This window comes from Herbiconiux gentiana, assembly GCF_024978135.1.
Lineage (GTDB): Bacteria > Actinomycetota > Actinomycetes > Actinomycetales > Microbacteriaceae > Herbiconiux > Herbiconiux gentiana.
Window position 1 is genome coordinate 1 of record NZ_JANTEZ010000003.1, and the last position, 15,432, is coordinate 15,432.

Genomic DNA, 15,432 nt, shown 5'->3' on the forward strand with positions numbered 1-15,432 from the left:
GCTTGAGGCCGGTAAGCTCTTCCGCTTTCCGCACCTGTGGGGTGACGAGTAAGAACATTACGGCGCGATGCCGGGGCTCGCAAATCACTTTGCATCCCGGGCGTGTCGGGCCCCGATCATCCGCTGGTCGACAGGCCGCCGAGGGTCTTCTTGCCCCGGCGCAGCACCGCGAAACCACCGGCGAGCAGCCGGTCGCCCACGGTCGCCGTGTCGTCGTCGACCTTCACGTTGTTCAGGTAGACACCGCCCTGAGCGATCGCGCGCCGGGCCTCGCTGGTCGAGGCGACCAGCTTGGTCGCCACGAGGGCCTCGACGATCGAGGTCTCCCCCGTCACCTCGGCCCGGGGCAGCTCGGCCACGGCCGCGGCGACGGTACGAGCATCCAATTCGGCCAGGTCGCCCTGCCCGAACAGGGCCGCGGCCGCCGCGATCGCGGACTCGGTCGCCTCCACCCCGTGCACGAAGGCGGTCACCAGGTAGGCCAGCGTTCGCTGGGCCTCACGGCGGAACGGCGCCTCGGCCACCGCCTGCTCGAGACGATCGAGCTCGGTGCGAGGCAGGAACGTGAAGATCTTCAGCCGCGCGATCACGTCGGCGTCGTCGGTGTTGAGCCAGAACTGGTAGAACGCGTAGGGGCTCGTCAGCTCGGGATCGAGCCAGATCGCGTTGCCCTCGCTCTTGCCGAACTTCGTTCCGTCGGAGTTCGTGATGAGCGGCGTGCCGATGGCGTGCACGCTCACCCCCTCCGCGCGATGGATCAGGTCGGTGCCGCTCGTGAGGTTGCCCCACTGGTCGCTGCCCCCGGTCTGCAGCACGCAGCCGTAGCTGCGGTACAGCTCGAGGAAGTCCATGCCCTGCAGGATCTGGTAGCTGAACTCGGTGTAGCTGATACCCGCGTCGGAGTTCAGCCGAGCCGATACCGCGTCTTTCTTCAGCATCGTGCCGACCCGGAAGTACTTGCCGATGTCGCGCAGGAAGTCGATCGCCGACAAGGGTGACGTCCAGTCGAGGTTGTTCACCATGCGGGCGGCGTTGTCACCCTCGAAGCTGAGGAAGCGCTCGATCTGCCCGCGCAGGTAGCCCACCCACTCGGCCACGGTGTCCTTGGTGTTCAGCGAGCGCTCGGCCGTGGGCCGCGGGTCGCCGATGAGTCCCGTCGATCCGCCCACCAGCCCGAGCGGCTTGTGGCCGGCGAGCTGGAGCCGCCGCATCACGAGGAGCTGCACGAGATTGCCGAGGTGCAGGCTCGGCGCCGTGGGGTCGAAGCCGCAGTAGAACGTGATCGGCGGTCCGGCGAGCAGCTCCTTCAGGGCCGCCGCATCGGTCGAGACGTGCACGAGCCCGCGATAGTTCAGCTCGTCCCAGATGTCGTCGAACGAGGGATCGTTCTGCGGCACGAGAGCGGCGGGGTCGATGAGGTCTGACACGGGAATCGAGCCTACCAGCGGGGGCCTCGTCAGCTCGCGGCGAGCTTGGGGTGGCGCTTGTAGGGCGAGACGGTCGGGTCGCCCTCGAGGAAGAACCGCCAGGCGAACGGCGCCCTCCCGCCGTCGCCGCTCACTCCCGTGCGCAGCGAGGTGGCGATCCCGGATGCGCGGCCAGCCGCCGGTGCGAGCGAGAACGGCGGGGTGCCGAGGTCGGCGCCGTCGTCACTCAGCGCGATCCCGAGGGCCTTCACCAAGAGCGCCGGGCCCCGTGCCAGGTCGATCGCGGAGCGGGAGGTCGGGCGCCGCGAGCGCGCGAGCTCGACACCCTCGACCACCTCGCCGGCGCGCAGCAGCACGGCCGACGCCTCCCCCGCGGGAGAGCAGACGACGTTCGCGCAGACGTGCATGCCGTAGGTGAAGTACGTGTAGAGCCGGCCGGGCTCGCCGAACATCGAGGCGTTCCGGCGGGTGCGGCCCCGGAAGGAGTGCGATCCCGGGTCGAGGCCCTCGCCGAGGTAGGCCTCCACCTCGGTCAGGCGCACCGACACCCGCCCCTCGGGAGAGTCGTGGGCGAGCACGGCCCCGAGCAGCAGGGGCGCGACCTCGACCGCGGAGGCGGAGAGATCGATCACGGGCACGCGCCTAGAACAGCCGCACGCCGAGCGCGAGGCTAACGATCACGCCGGCCACCACGACCACCGCGGCGACGGCGATGATCGTCCAGACCACGCGGTTCGACAGGGGGCGGCGCCAGAAGCCGGGGTCGCCGGGGTCGCGTTCGGGCTTCGCGGGGCCGGCCGGGCTCATCGAGTCCCTCCGGTGATCTCGCCACTCTGGGTGACGAGCGCGCGCACCCGCTCGGTGAGCGCGGCGAGCTGCTCCCGCACGCGCACTCCGGCGGTGCCGCCGGAGCCGTCGCGGCTGGCGACCGAGCCCTCGATCGTCAGCACCTCGCGCACGGCCGGGGTGAGGTGGGGTGAGATGTCGGTGTACTGCGCATCCGTCAGCTCGTCGAGCTCGAGACCGTGGTCTTCGGCGAACTTGACGAGGGTACCCGTGATCTCGTGCGCGTCGCGGAAGGTGACGTGCTGCTTGACCAGCCACTCGGCCACGTCGGTGGCGAGAGAGAAGCCCTGTGGTGCGAGCTCCGCCATGCGCTCGGTGTGGAACGTGAGCGTCGCGACCATGCCGGTGAAGGCCGGCAGCAGCACCTCGAGGGTCTTGATCGAGTCGAAGACGGGCTCCTTGTCCTCCTGCAGGTCGCGGTTGTACGCGAGCGGGAGGCCCTTGAGTGTGGCGAGCAGCCCCGTGAGGTTGCCGATCAGCCGGCCCGACTTGCCGCGCGCGAGCTCGGCGATATCGGGGTTCTTCTTCTGCGGCATGATCGACGAGCCCGTGGAGTACGAGTCGGAGAGCGTGACGAAGCCGAACTCCTTCGTGTTCCAGATGATGATCTCCTCCGCGAAGCGCGAGAGGTCGATGCCGATCTGGGCCGTGATGTAGGCGAACTCGGCCACGACGTCCCGGGCGGCCGTGCCGTCGATCGAGTTCTCGACGCCGTGCGCGAAACCGAGGTCGTGCGCCACGAGCTCGGCGTCGAGGCCGAGGGTGTTGCCGGCGAGGGCGCCGGACCCGTAGGGCGAGGCGTTCGCGCGGCGGTCCCAGTCCCGGAAGCGCTCGAGGTCACGCACCAGCGGCCAGCAGTGCGCCAGCAGCTGGTGGGCGAGCAGCACGGGCTGGGCGTGCTGCAGGTGCGTGCGTCCGGGGAGGATCGCATCGAAGTGCGCGTCGGCCTGGGCCGCCGTGGCGTCGATCAGGTCGACGAGCTGGCGGGTGATCGTGGCCGCGTGATCGCGGAGCAGCATGCGCACGAGGGTGGCGATCTGATCGTTGCGGCTGCGTCCGGCGCGCAGCTTGCCGCCGAGCTCGGCTCCGGCGATCTCGATCAGGCTGCGCTCGAGGACCGAGTGCACGTCCTCGTCGCTCGCGAGCGGGGCGAACTCGCCGCTGTCGACCGAGGCGCCCAGCGTGTCGAGCGCCGCGAGCATGCCCTCCAGCTCGCCGGCGGTCAGGTACCCGGCCCGGGCGAGCGCGCGGGCGTGGGCGCGCGACCCCTCGATGTCGTACTGGGCGAGCTGCCAGTCGAAGTGGGTGGAGCGGCTGAGCTCGGCGAGCTCCGGCGCGGGGCCGCCGGCGAAGCGGCCGCCCCAGAGGGCCCCTGCTTCAGCGGCCCGGTTCGAGACGTCGTCGGTCATGTCGTCCTCCTCAGACGGCCGCGGTGGCGGCCGAAGCGGTGGCGGTCGCGTCGGTACCCGCCGCGTTCTGCTCGAACAGCCACACCAGCAGCGCCTTCTGCGCGTGCAGCCGGTTCTCGGCCTCGTCCCAGATCACGCTCTGCGGCCCGTCGATCACGTCGGCCGCCACCTCGTAGCCACGGTCGGCCGGCAAGCAGTGCAGGAACAGCGCGTCGGGCTGGGCCGTCGCCATCAGGGCGCTGTCGACCTGGTAGCCGCCGAAGGTCGCCACGCGCTCGGCCTTCTCGTCCTCCTTGCCCATCGACACCCAGGTGTCGGTGACGATGACGTCGGCTCCGGCCGCGGCAGCCGCCGGGTCGGTGAGCACGACCACCGAGCCGCCGGTCTCGGCGGCACGGCGCTCGGCGTCGGCGACGACCTCCGGATGCGGGGCGTACTGCTCGGGGCAGGCGATGCGCACGTGCATCCCGGCCGTCGCGCCGGCCAGCAGGTAGGACTGCGCCATGTTGCTCGCGCCGTCGCCGAGGAACGTGACGGTGAGCCCGGCGAGGTTTCCGCGGTGCTCGCGGATGGTGAGGAAGTCGGCCAGCAGTTGGCACGGGTGGAAGTCGTCCGAGAGCGCGTTGACGACGGGCACCCGGGTGCCCGCGGCCATCTCCTCGAGCCCCGACTGGGCGTAGGTGCGCCAGACGATGGCCGCGACCTGGCGCTCGAGCACCCGGGCGGTGTCGCTCGCGGTCTCCTTCCCGCCGAGCTGGCTCGAGGCGGTGGAGATGATCAGCGGCACGCCGCCGAGGTCGGCGATGCCCACCGCGAACGAGACGCGGGTGCGCGTGGAGGACTTGTCGAAGATCACCGCGACCGTCTGCGGGCCCTCGAGCGGACGCGCCTGGAAGCGGTCGGCCTTGAGGCGCTCGGCGAGGTCGAGGATCTGGGCCTGCTCGGCCGGGGTGATGTCGTCGTCACGAAGGAAGTGCCTGGTCATGCTCGCCTCAGGGGTGGGGACAGGGTGGGACTGGGGTAGGACGGGCGCGGATCGGACTGCGCCGAAAGGTTCAGGATAGCGGGAGAGGGCGCTCGCGCATCCGCTGCTCGCACCGGGAGCACGCCGGACGCGGCCCGGCCGAGGGGTCAGAGCGCCTCGACGAGCGCGAAAGACGCGCGCAGACGGTTGCCGAACTCGCGCACCTCGTCGTCGCCGATGATCAGCGGCGGCGCGATGCGCAGGCTCGAGTCGTTCGGGGCGTTGATGATCAGGCCCGACTGCAGCGCGGCGTCGGAGAGCTGCGCCGCGACGGGCTCGCGGAGACCGACACCGATCAGGAGACCCTGGCCGCGAACCTGCTCGACGAGCGGCGAGTCGATCTCGCGGATGACCGTGCGCAGCTGCTCGCCCCGCACGAGCGCGTTGTCGACCAGTCCGGCCTGCTCGATGTGGCCGAGCACGGCGTTCGCCGTCGCGGTGGCGAGCGGGTTGCCGCCGAAGGTGCTGCCGTGCTGGCCGCGGGTGAAGAGCTCCGACGCCCAGCCGAAGGTGACCAGCGAGCCGATGGGGAAGCCGCCGGCCATGCCCTTGGCGATGGTCACGGCATCCGGCACGATGCCCGCGTTCTGGTAGGCGAACCAGGCGCCCGACCGGCCGACACCGGTCTGGATCTCGTCGAGGACGAGCAGCACCCCGTGCTGCTCGGTGAGCTCGCGCGCCCGCTTCAGGTAGCCGGCCGGCAGGTCGATCACGCCGGCCTCGCCCTTGACGGGCTCGAGGAAGAGGGCGGCCACCGAGTCGTCGATCGTGGCCTCGAGGGCCTCGATGGTGCTCGGGATGTGCTCCACTCCCCCGGGCATCGGGTCGAACGGTTCGCGCATGGCCGGCTTGCCCGTGAGCGCGAGCGCCCCCATGGTGCGGCCATGGAAAGCGTTCTCGAGCGCGACGATGCGGCGGCGGGCGGGGTTCGAGTTCAGGCGGGCCAGCTTGAAGGCGGCCTCGTTCGCCTCGGCGCCCGAGTTGCAGAAGTAGGCGCGGCCTCCCTCACCCGCTCCGGTGAGGCGCTTGAGCCGCTCGGCCAGTTCGAGCTGCGGCGGTGTCGAGAAGTAGTTCGACACGTGGGCGAGCGTGGCGGCCTGGCGGCTGACCGCCTCGACGAACACCGGATGCGCGTGACCGAGCGAGTTCACCGCGATGCCGGCGAGGAAGTCGAGGTAGCGGTTGCCCTCGTCGTCCCAGACCCACGCGCCCTCGCCGCGCACGAGGAAGCGCAGTGGCATGCCCATGGTGCGCATGAGCGATTCGTCGAAGCGGTTCTTCCACGGGGAGGAGGACAAGACGGGCCTTCCGGGTCGGGTCGGGGTGGGGGCGGGCGGAGTCAGTCGGCGGGTGCCGCGACGACCTCGGTGCCGAAGCCGCCGGGGGTGAAGATCTCGAGCAGCACCGAGTGCGCCTCGCGCCCGTCGATGATGGCGGCCTTGGGCACTCCGCCGTCGACGGCCTCGAGGCACGCGGCCATCTTGGGGATCATGCCCGACTCGAGCTCGGGCAGCAGCGCGCGCAGCTCCTCGCCGTCGATCTCGGACACGAGCGAGTCGCGGTTCGGCCAGTCGCTGTAGAGCCCGGCGACGTCGGTGAGCACGACCAGCTTCGCGGCCCCGAGCGCCACCGCCAGGGCGGCGGCCGCGGCGTCGGCGTTCACGTTCAGCACCTGGCCGGGCGAATCGAGATCGGGCGCGATCGAGGAGACGACGGGGATGCGGCCGGCGTCGAGCAGCGCCCGCACACCGGCGGGGTTCACTCCCACGACGTCGCCGACGAGCCCGAGGTCGACGAGCTCGCCGTCGATCTCGACCCCGCGACGCCGGCCCTCGAACAGTCCGGCGTCCTCACCCGAGACCGCGGAGGCGAGCGGGCCGTGCTGGTTGATGTTGCCCACGATGTCCCGGCTGATCTGCCCGGTGAGCACCATGCGCACCACGTCCATGGCTTCGGGGCTCGTGACACGGTAACCCCCGCGGAACTCGCTCGCGATGCCGAGCCGGTCGAGCATCTTCGAGATCTGCGGGCCGCCCCCGTGCACGACGACGGGCTTGATGCCCGCGTAACGGAGGTAGACGATGTCCTCGGCGAAGGTGCGCTGCAGCTCGGGGTCGACCATGGCGTTGCCGCCGAACTTGATCACGACGATCTCGCCGTGGAAGCGCTTGAGCCAGGGCAGCGACTCGATCAGGGTGTTCGCCTTCACGTGCGCGAGCTCGGAGTCGGCCGCGCCGGCGGTTCTGTACTCGGCCATCAGCTGGCGTACGCGCTGTTCTCGTGCACGTAGTCGTGCGTGAGGTCGTTGGTGAAGATGGTCGCCGTGGCGTCGCCCGCCTTGAGGTCGATCAGGATCGTGCAGGCCCGCGGCGAGAGGTCGACGAGCTCACGGTCGTCGCCCGGCTCGCCGCTGCGGCAGACCATCACGCCGTTCATCGAGACGTCGATGGCGTAGGGATCGAAGGCCGCGTCGGTGGTGCCGAGCGCGGCGAGCACCCGGCCCCAGTTCGGGTCGTTGCCGAAGATGGCGGCCTTCAGCAGGTTGCTGCGGGAGACCGCGCGGCCGACCACCACCGCGTCGTCCTCGCTCGCGGCGTTGACGACCTCGATCGCGATGTCGTGGCTCGCACCCTCGGCGTCGGCCTGCAGCTGCAGTGCGAGATCGCGGCAGAGGGCGGTGAGCGCCTCGGTGAAGTCGGCCTCGTCGGCGTCGATCCCGGATGCTCCGCTCGCCATCAGGGCGACGGTGTCGTTGGTCGACATGCAGCCGTCCGAGTCGAGGCGGTCGAAGGTGACACGGGTGGCCGCCCGGAGTGCCCGGTCGAGGGCAGCGGGCGGGAGCACGGCGTCGGTGGTGAGCACCACCAGCATCGTCGCGAGGCCGGGCGCGAGCATCCCCGCCCCCTTGGCCATGCCGCCGATGGACCAGCCGCTCGATTCGACGACGGCCTGCTTCGGGCGCGAGTCGGTGGTCATGATCGCCAGCGCGGCCGCCTCGCCGCCGTCGGCGCCGAGGGCCTCGGCTGCGGCCGGCACGTTCTCGAGGATCGCGTCGCGGAAGCTCTGGTCGCCGACACCGATCAGCCCCGTCGAGCAAACCAGCACGTCTCCGGGCGAGACGCCGAGCGCGCTGCCGACGGCCTCGGCCGTGGCGTGGGCGGTCTGGAAGCCGAAGGCCCCCGTGAAGCAGTTCGCGCCACCGGAGTTGAGCACGACGGCCGAGACGCGGCCGTCGCGGATGACCTGCTCCGACCAGAGGATCGGGTTGGCCTTAGCGCGGTTCGAGGTGAAGACGGCGGCCGCGTGCTGAAGCGGACCCTGGTTCACGACCAGGGCGAGGTCGCGCGCTCCGGTGGATTTCAGGCCGGCGACGACGCCCGAGGCGGTGAAGCCGGCGGGATGGGTGACGCTCACGGGGCGACTCCGTTCACGGGCAGGCCGAGGGTCTCGGGCAGGCCCAGGGCGATGTTGGTGGACTGGAGGGCGGCTCCGGCCGTGCCCTTGACCAGGTTGTCGAGCACCGTCACGGTGACCACGCGCTCGGCGGCCTCGTCGACGGCCAGGCCGATCAGCGCCGAGTTCGAGCCGATCACGTCGGCGACCTTGGGGAACGAGCCCTCGGGCAGCAGATGCACGAACGGCTCGTCGGCGTAGGCGAGCTCCCAGGCCGAGCGCACGTCGGCGGCGCTGACGCCGGCCTGCAGACGGGCGGTCGAGGTGGCGATGATGCCGCGCGACATGGGCACGAGCATCGGGGTGAAGGAGACGGTGACCTTCTCGCCCGAGGCGCCCTCGAGGTTCTGCACGATCTCGGGGATGTGCCGGTGCACTCCCCCGACGCCGTAGGCGTGGGCCGAGCCGAGCAGCTCGCTCGCGAGGAGGTCGGTGCGCAGGGTCTTGCCCGCCCCCGAGGGGCCGACGGCGAGCACCGCGACCAGGTCGGCGGCCTGCACGACGCCGGCGCGGAGGCCCGGCGCGAGGCCGAGGCTCACGGCCGTGACGTTGCAGCCGGGCACCGCGATGCGGTTCACGCCGACGAGGGATTCGCGCTGCTTGCCGCCGTTCAGGCGCACCAGTTCGGGCAGGCCGTAGGGCCACGAGCCGTGGTACTCGGAGCGGTAGAACTCGAGCCAGGCGTTCTCGTCGGTGAGCCGGTGGTCGGCGCCGCAGTCGACCACGAGGGTGCTGTCGCCGAGCTCGGCGGCGAGCGCTCCGGAGTGGCCGTGCGGAAGTGCGAGGAAGACGACGTCGTGGCCGGCGAGGGTCTCGGCCGAGGTGTCCTGCAGCACGAGGTCAGCGTAGGAGCGGAGGTGCGGCTGCACCTCGATCAGCGGCTGGCCGGCGTTCTTGTGCGCCGTGACGGTTCGCACCTCGAACTCCGGATGCGCGCTGAGGAGCCTCAGGACCTCGCCTCCGGCGTACCCGGAGGCACCCGCGACCGCAACTGAATAGACCATGGGTCAAATCTAGCCGGTAGCGGGCGCCCCCTTTCGCGACGGGCGTCGCACGCAGAGGGCGCTCGGGCCGCTGCTACTCGCGCACCGGCTGCGGCTACTCGCGCACCGGCTGCGGCTACTCGCGCACGGTGGCGCCGAAGCGCTCGCCGGCCGTCGCCGCTCCGGCGAGCTTCGCTTCGCTCGCCTCGGCGGCGGTGAGGGTGCGATCGGGAGCCCGGAAACGGAGGGCGAACGTCAGGGACTTCGCGGCATCCGGCACCCCCGAGCCGCGGTAGTCGTCGACCAGGCGGATGCTCTCGAGCAGCTCGCCCGCGCCCTCGACCACGGCGCGCTCGACCTCGCCGGCCGGAACGGCGGCGTCGACGACCAGCGAGAGGTCTTGCGTGGCGGCCGGGTAGCCCGAGATCGGCGCGACCTCGATCGACTCCCCGGCGGCGGCGAGCAGCGCGTCGAGGTCGAGCTCGGCCACCGCGACCACGCGCGGCAGGTCGAGCTCGTGCGTCAGGGTCGGCAGCAGCTCACCGGCGAAGCCGACGCTCCGCTCGGCGCCGTCGGCACCCGTGACGAACAGCTCGGCCGTGCGGCCGGGGTGCAGGGCCTTGTGCGTCCCGGTGGCGACGCGCAGCTCGACGGCCAGGGCCGACTCGACGAGGCGCACCACGTCGAGCACGTCGGCGATGCCGGCGGGCACGGCGGGCTGGCCGGGCTGCTTGTCGACGGCGTTGCCCAGCAGGAGCACGCCGACGTGACGCGGCTGCGGCGGGATGCCGCCGTGCAGCTCGGCGAGCTCCGCGTCGTCGGGCAGCCGGGCGCCGGCGGGCAGCGCGGGCTGGCCGTACTCGCGGCCGGCCTCGGGGCGGAAGACGAGCCCCAGCTCGAACAGGCCGAGGTCGGTCAGACCGCGGGAGAGGTTGCGGCGCGCGATGTCGATCAGTCCCGGGATGAGCGAGGTGCGGAGCAGGGCCGCCTCGGCGTCGAGCGGGTTCGCGACGCGGATGGCAGAGGCCTCCTCGTCGCGCGGGCTGCCGAAGGTGCGGTTCATCACGGCCCCGACGAAGGGGTAGGCGAGCACCTCGGTGAGGCCTCCCGCCGCCAGCACGTCGGCGGTGCGCCGGCGCGTCACCTGCGTGACGGTGAGCCCGCGGCCGGGAGGCGCGACGGGCAGGATCGACGGGATGCGGTCGTACCCGACGATGCGGGCCACCTCCTCGGCGAGCGACGCCTTGTCGGTGATGTCGGGGCGCCACGACGGCGGGGTGACGACGAAGCCGGCCGAGGTCTCCTCGACGGCGGCGCCGATCTCGGCCAGGGCGTGCGCGGTCTCGTCGCTCGTGAAGTCGACGCCGACGAGACGCTGCACGAAGCCGAAGGGCAGCACGATCGAGCCGGGCTCCGGATGCTCGTGGTGCACCGACCCGAGACCGTCGTCGGCCGTTCCGCCGGCGAGCGTCTCGAGCAGCTCGACCACGCGGGCCGCGGCGGGCTGCGCGACGGCGGGGTCGACGCCGCGCTCGAAGCGCTTGGAGGCCTCGCTCGGCAGCTTGTGCCGGCGGGCCGTGCGCGCGATCGACACCGGGTCGAAGTTCGCCGACTCGACGAGCACGGTCGTGGTGGCGTCGCCGATCTCGGTCGACGCGCCGCCCATCACACCGGCGAGGCCGATGGCTCCGCGGTCGTCGGCGATCACGAGGTCTTCGGGGTTCAGCGTGCGGGTCTGGCCGTCGAGGGTCTCGAGGGTCTCGCCCGGGGCGGCGCGGCGCACGACGAGGCCGCCCTGCAGAGCATCCAGGTCGTAGCCGTGGATGGGCTGCCCGAACTCGAGCATCACGTAGTTGGTGATGTCGACGATGAGCGAGATCGAGCGGATGCCGGCGAGCTTCAGCCGCGACACCAGCCAGGCGGGGCTCGGCCGGGTGGGGTCGACGCCGCGCACCACGCGGGTGACGAACACCGTCGCGCCGACGCGGCCGCGGATGGGCGCCTCGTCGTGGATGGCGACCGGGAAGCCGTTCGCCGCGACCGGGGTGACCCGGGCCACCGGGTCGCGGAAGGCCGCACCGGTGGAGTTGGAGAACTCGCGGGCGATGCCGCGGATCGAGAAGGCGTAGCCGCGGTCGGGGGTGACGTTGACCTCGACGGCCTCGTCGTCGAGACCGAGCAGCGGCAGCGCGTCGGTGCCGACCTCGGGGTCGAGGCCGAGCGTGCCGAGGCGCAGGATGCCGTCGTGGTCGTCGCCGAGGCCGAGCTCGCGCGCCGAGGCGATCATGCCGTCGGAGACGTGACCGTAGGTCTTGCGGGCCGCGATGGCGAAGCCGCCGGGCAGCACGGCGCCCGGCAGCGTCACCACGACCTTGTCGCCCTCGAAGAAGTTGTCGGCACCGCAGACGATGCCGCGCACGTCCGCACCGCCGTCGGCGGCGGGCTGACCCTCGGGCGCGACGCGCACCTGGCACCAGCGGATGGTCTTGCCGTTGGACTGCGGCTCGGGCACGAACTCGAGCACCTGGCCCACGACGATCGGGCCCTGGAGGTCGAAGTCGTGCGACCCCTCCTCTTCGAGCCCGACCTTGACGAGGGCGGCGTGGACGTCGGCGATCGAGGCACCGACGGGGAGGTCGACGTACTCGGCGAGCCAGGACAGAGGAACCCGCATGACTAGACCACCATTCCGAACTGCTGGGAGAAGCGCACGTCGCCCTCGACCATGTCGCGCATGTCGTTGAGGTCGTTGCGGAACTGCAGGGTGCGCTCGATGCCCATGCCGAACGCGAAGCCCGAGTACTCGTCGGGGTTAATGCCCGCCGAGCGGAGCACGTTGGGGTTGACCATGCCGCAGCCGCCCCATTCGACCCAGCGCGCACCGCCCTTGGCGCCCGGCTGCCAGACGTCCATCTCAGCGCTGGGCTCGGTGAACGGGAAGTAGTTCGGCCGCAGGCGGATCTTGGCGCCCTCGCCGAACATCTGCGTGGCGAAGTGCTCGAGCGTGCCGCGGAGGTGCGCCATGGTCAGGCCCTTGTCGATGGCGATGCCCTCGACCTGGCTGAACACGGGCGTGTGCGTGGCGTCGAGCTCGTCGGTGCGGTACACACGACCGGGGGCGATGACGTACACGGGCAGCGGGCGCTCGAGCAGGCTCCGCACCTGCACCGGGCTGGTGTGGGTGCGGAGCACCAGGTGCGACTCGGGCGGGTCGATGAAGAAGGTGTCCTGCATCGCGCGGGCGGGGTGGTCGGCGTCGAAGTTCAGGGCGTCGAAGTTGAACCACTCGCTCTCGACCTCGGGGCCCTCCGCGACCTCCCAGCCCATGCCGACGAAGATGTCGGCGATGCGGTCCTGCAAGAGCGAGAGCGGATGGCGCGCGCCGATGCGGCGGCGACTGGGCAGGGCCGTCACGTCGACCGTCTCGGCGGCGAGCTTCGCGGCCTCCTCGAGGGCCACGACCTCGGTCTCGCGGGCGGCGATGGCCTGGTTGACGCGGGCGCGGGCCTGGCCGACGAGCTTGCCCGCCGCGGCCTTCTGGTCTCCCGGGAGCGCCTTGATCTGCGCGTTGAACGCGGCGAGGGGCGAGCCCTCCCCCGCGTGGGCGGAACGCACGGCGCGGAGGGCGGCGGAGTCGGACGCGGACTCGAGGGCCGCGAGCGCCGCGTCGACCGCGTCGCTCACCGCCTGCTCGGTGATGGCGATGGGTTCAGACACGAGGCACAAGTTTACGGGGTGCGGTGCGGGTGCGTCGTCCGCGCTACTCCGTCGCCGCGTTCTCGGGGTTCTCGGGGCCCGCTGCTTTCAGTGCCTTCGGCGAGCGACGGCGGGCGAGCCGCCGCGCTACCCACGACAGCGAGAGGTTGATCGCGAGGTAGATCACGAGCGTGATGATGAACAGCGTGATCAGATAGCGATTGCCGTAGAAGCTCGACAGGTTGTTCATCGTCGTGCGGATGAGCTCGTTGTAGCCGACGATGTAGCCGAGGCTGGTGTCTTTCAAGAGCACGACGAGCTGCGCGACGATGATCGGCAGCATCTGCCGGAACGCCTGCGGGAACTCGATCTGCAGCTTGGTCTGCAGCCGCGTGAGGCCGAGGCTCAGCCCCGCCTCGCGCTGGCCCCGCGGGAGCGACACGATCCCCGCTCGCAGCGCCTCGCCGATCAGGGCTCCGTTGTAGACCGCCAGGGCGATCACGACGGCCCAGAACGCGCCGGTCGAGGCCACCAGCAGGATGAAGAGCATCATCAGCAGCACGGGCATGCCACGGAAGAACTCGAGCACGATGGTGGTCGGCACCCGCACGAGGGCCAGCGGCGAGGTGCGGAGCAGGGCGAACAGCACGCCGATCGCGATGGCGCCGGCGGCCGCGATGGCCGCGGCCTGCAGCGTGCCGAGCACACCGCGGCCCACCGCGCCCCAGAACTCGGGGTCGGTGACCGGCTTCTCCCACCTGGTCCAGTCGAAGTAGCCCGGCACGATGATGCCGCCGGATTCGCGGGGCTGGGCGAGCGTGTAGACGATCCAGGAGAGCCCGGCGAGCACGACCAGGATGACGATCACCGACGCGACGCGGGAACGGCGCTTCGCGCGCGGCCCCGGGGCGTCGAACAGGACGGAGGCGCTCATCGCTGCACCGCGAATCTCTTCTCGAGCCGCCCGGCGAGGATGCCGAGCGGGATGGTGATGATGAGGTAGAAGGTGGCCACCGCCAGTAGAACGGCGATCACGGCGTTGCCGTTCGCGTTCGCCAGCGTGCGGCCGACGCCGAACAGCTCGGCCACGAAGAAGCCGCCCGCCACCGAGGTGTTCTTGGTGAGGGCGATCAGCACGTTGATCAGCGGCGGGATGACCATCCGGAACGCCTGGGGGAAGATGACGATGCTCACCGTCTGGCCGAAGCCGAGACCCAGACTGCGGGCTGCCTCGGCCTGACCGACGGGCACGCCGTTGATGCCCGAGCGCAGCGCCTCCGCCACGAAGGGCGAGGTGTAGGCGGTGAGGCCGATGATGGCGCACCAGAAGTAGGGCAGCTCCGACCCGAGGTAGGGCAGGATGATCGCGCAGAAGAACAGCACGAGCGTCAGCGGGGTGTTGCGCAGCAGCTCGGTGTAGACGGCGGCGACGCTCGAGAGCGCGGGCACGGGCGAGATGCGCATGGCGGCGACGACCGTGCCGACCACGAGCGCTCCCAACCCCGCGATGAGCAGCAGCGAGAGCGTCTGGCCGAAGCCCTCGAGGTAGGCCGGCAGGTTGTCGATGACGACGTTCACTCGCACTCCTCTCTAGTCGACGGGACGGTGGTGGGTGGTGGCGGGCGTGCCGGGACAGGGAGGCGGGGAGCCGCGTGTGCGGCCCCCCACCGGATGGATCAGTAGCGGTCGACCGCCGGGGGCTCGACGAACGGCAGCACCGCGCCGGCCGTCTCGTTCCAGGCCTCCTCGTAGGAGCCGTCGGCGTACGATTCCTCGAGCGTGTCGTTGATGAAGGTGCGGAAGTCGGTGTCGTCCTTCGCGAGGCCGATGCCGTAGGGCTCCTCGGTGAAGGGCTTGCCGACGACCTGGAACTCGCCCTCGTTCTGCGCGGCGAGACCGGCGAGGATGACGTTGTCGGTCGACACCGCCACGACCTGGCCCGTGCGCAGCGGCTCGAGGCAGTTGGTGTAGGTGTCGGTGAGCACCACGTCGGCGCCGAGCGCCTCGAGGTTGGCCGCCGGGGTGGAGCCGGTGACCGAGCAGACCTTCTGGCCGACCAGGTCGTCTTCCGTCTTGATGTCGTCGTTGTCGCTGAGCGTCAGGATGCTCTGACCGGCGGTGTAGTACGGGCCGGCGAAGGAGATGACCTCCTTGCGCTTGTCGTTGATGGTGTAGGTCGCCACCACGATGTCGACCTCACCGTTCTGGATGAAGGGCTCGCGGTTCGCCGAGACCGTCTCGACCCACGTGATCTTGTCGTCGTCGATGCCGAGCTTGTCGGCGATGATCTTGCCGATCTCGACGTCGAAGCCCTCAGGGGTGCCGTCGGGGCCGACGAGCCCGAACAGGGGCTGGTCGAACTTGGTGCCGATGGTGATCTCCCCGGCGCTGGACAGCCGCTCCATGGTCGAGCCGGCCGCGAAGGTGGGCGCCGCCTCAGGCGTCTCCTCGCTGTCGGCGGCGTCGTCGGACCCCGCGCATCCCGTCAGGACCAGGGCGGTGGCCGCCGCGAGTGCGAAGAACGATAGCTTCGTGTGCTTCATTGGTCGTACCTCTCGTGTGCTGTGTACCCCGCGGCAGACGCGCGGGGATGG

The 15,432-nt window shown here is 71.2% G+C and carries 14 protein-coding genes; all 14 read right to left on the minus strand.

Translation table 11 applies throughout. From position 1 onward, the window contains the following. Positions 1-116: 116 nt before the first annotated feature. Complete coding sequence (gene tyrS / locus NVV95_RS07060; protein WP_269909037.1) at positions 117-1,427, minus strand: tyrosine--tRNA ligase; 1,311 nt, start codon at positions 1,425-1,427, stop codon at positions 117-119. A 29-nt stretch (positions 1,428-1,456) separates the two neighbouring features. Further along, positions 1,457-2,059 (minus strand): DNA-3-methyladenine glycosylase, encoded by a 603-nt coding sequence (locus NVV95_RS07065; RefSeq protein ID WP_259485856.1) that lies wholly within the window; start codon positions 2,057-2,059, stop codon positions 1,457-1,459. A gap of 10 nt (positions 2,060-2,069) precedes the next feature. After that, complete coding sequence (locus NVV95_RS07070; RefSeq protein WP_259485857.1) at positions 2,070-2,234, minus strand: hypothetical protein; 165 nt, start codon at positions 2,232-2,234, stop codon at positions 2,070-2,072. Further along, on the minus strand, positions 2,231-3,682 hold the full coding sequence (gene argH / locus NVV95_RS07075) for an argininosuccinate lyase (protein WP_259485858.1): 1,452 nt from the start codon (positions 3,680-3,682) through the stop codon (positions 2,231-2,233). The genes NVV95_RS07070 and argH overlap by 4 nt, the downstream gene beginning before the upstream one ends. Before the next feature lie 10 nt (positions 3,683-3,692). Beyond that, the gene (gene argF / locus NVV95_RS07080; RefSeq protein WP_259485859.1) at positions 3,693-4,667 is read right to left on the minus strand and encodes an ornithine carbamoyltransferase; all 975 of its coding nucleotides are present in this window, start codon (positions 4,665-4,667) and stop codon (positions 3,693-3,695) included. Between the two features lie 146 nt (positions 4,668-4,813). After that, positions 4,814-6,004, minus strand: a complete 1,191-nt coding sequence (locus tag NVV95_RS07085) for an acetylornithine transaminase (RefSeq protein ID WP_259485860.1) — start codon at positions 6,002-6,004, stop codon at positions 4,814-4,816. Between the two features lie 41 nt (positions 6,005-6,045). After that, entirely contained in the window at positions 6,046-6,963 is a 918-nt protein-coding gene (argB, locus tag NVV95_RS07090; protein ID WP_259485861.1) for an acetylglutamate kinase, read from the minus strand. After that, positions 6,963-8,120: a bifunctional glutamate N-acetyltransferase/amino-acid acetyltransferase ArgJ gene (gene argJ, locus NVV95_RS07095; protein ID WP_259485862.1), complete on the minus strand. Its 1,158-nt coding sequence runs from the start codon at positions 8,118-8,120 to the stop codon at positions 6,963-6,965. Before argJ ends, argB begins: the two co-directional genes overlap by 1 nt. Next, a complete protein-coding gene (gene argC / locus NVV95_RS07100) occupies positions 8,117-9,163 on the minus strand; it encodes an N-acetyl-gamma-glutamyl-phosphate reductase (protein WP_259485863.1) in 1,047 nt (348 codons plus the stop codon). Before argC ends, argJ begins: the two co-directional genes overlap by 4 nt. 115 nt (positions 9,164-9,278) lie before the next feature. Continuing rightward, on the minus strand, positions 9,279-11,816 hold the full coding sequence (gene pheT / locus NVV95_RS07105; RefSeq protein WP_259485864.1) for a phenylalanine--tRNA ligase subunit beta: 2,538 nt from the start codon (positions 11,814-11,816) through the stop codon (positions 9,279-9,281). Positions 11,817-11,818: 2 nt separating this feature from the next. Continuing rightward, complete coding sequence (gene pheS, locus NVV95_RS07110) at positions 11,819-12,859, minus strand: phenylalanine--tRNA ligase subunit alpha (RefSeq protein ID WP_259485865.1); 1,041 nt, start codon at positions 12,857-12,859, stop codon at positions 11,819-11,821. 43 nt (positions 12,860-12,902) lie between these two features. Then, a complete protein-coding gene (locus tag NVV95_RS07115) occupies positions 12,903-13,772 on the minus strand; it encodes an amino acid ABC transporter permease (protein ID WP_259485866.1) in 870 nt (289 codons plus the stop codon). Then, positions 13,769-14,416, minus strand: coding sequence for an amino acid ABC transporter permease (locus NVV95_RS07120; protein WP_259485867.1), 648 nt, complete (start codon positions 14,414-14,416; stop codon positions 13,769-13,771). The genes NVV95_RS07115 and NVV95_RS07120 overlap by 4 nt, the downstream gene beginning before the upstream one ends. 98 nt (positions 14,417-14,514) lie before the next feature. Continuing rightward, complete coding sequence (locus NVV95_RS07125; RefSeq protein WP_259485868.1) at positions 14,515-15,381, minus strand: glutamate ABC transporter substrate-binding protein; 867 nt, start codon at positions 15,379-15,381, stop codon at positions 14,515-14,517. Positions 15,382-15,432 lie beyond the last annotated feature (51 nt).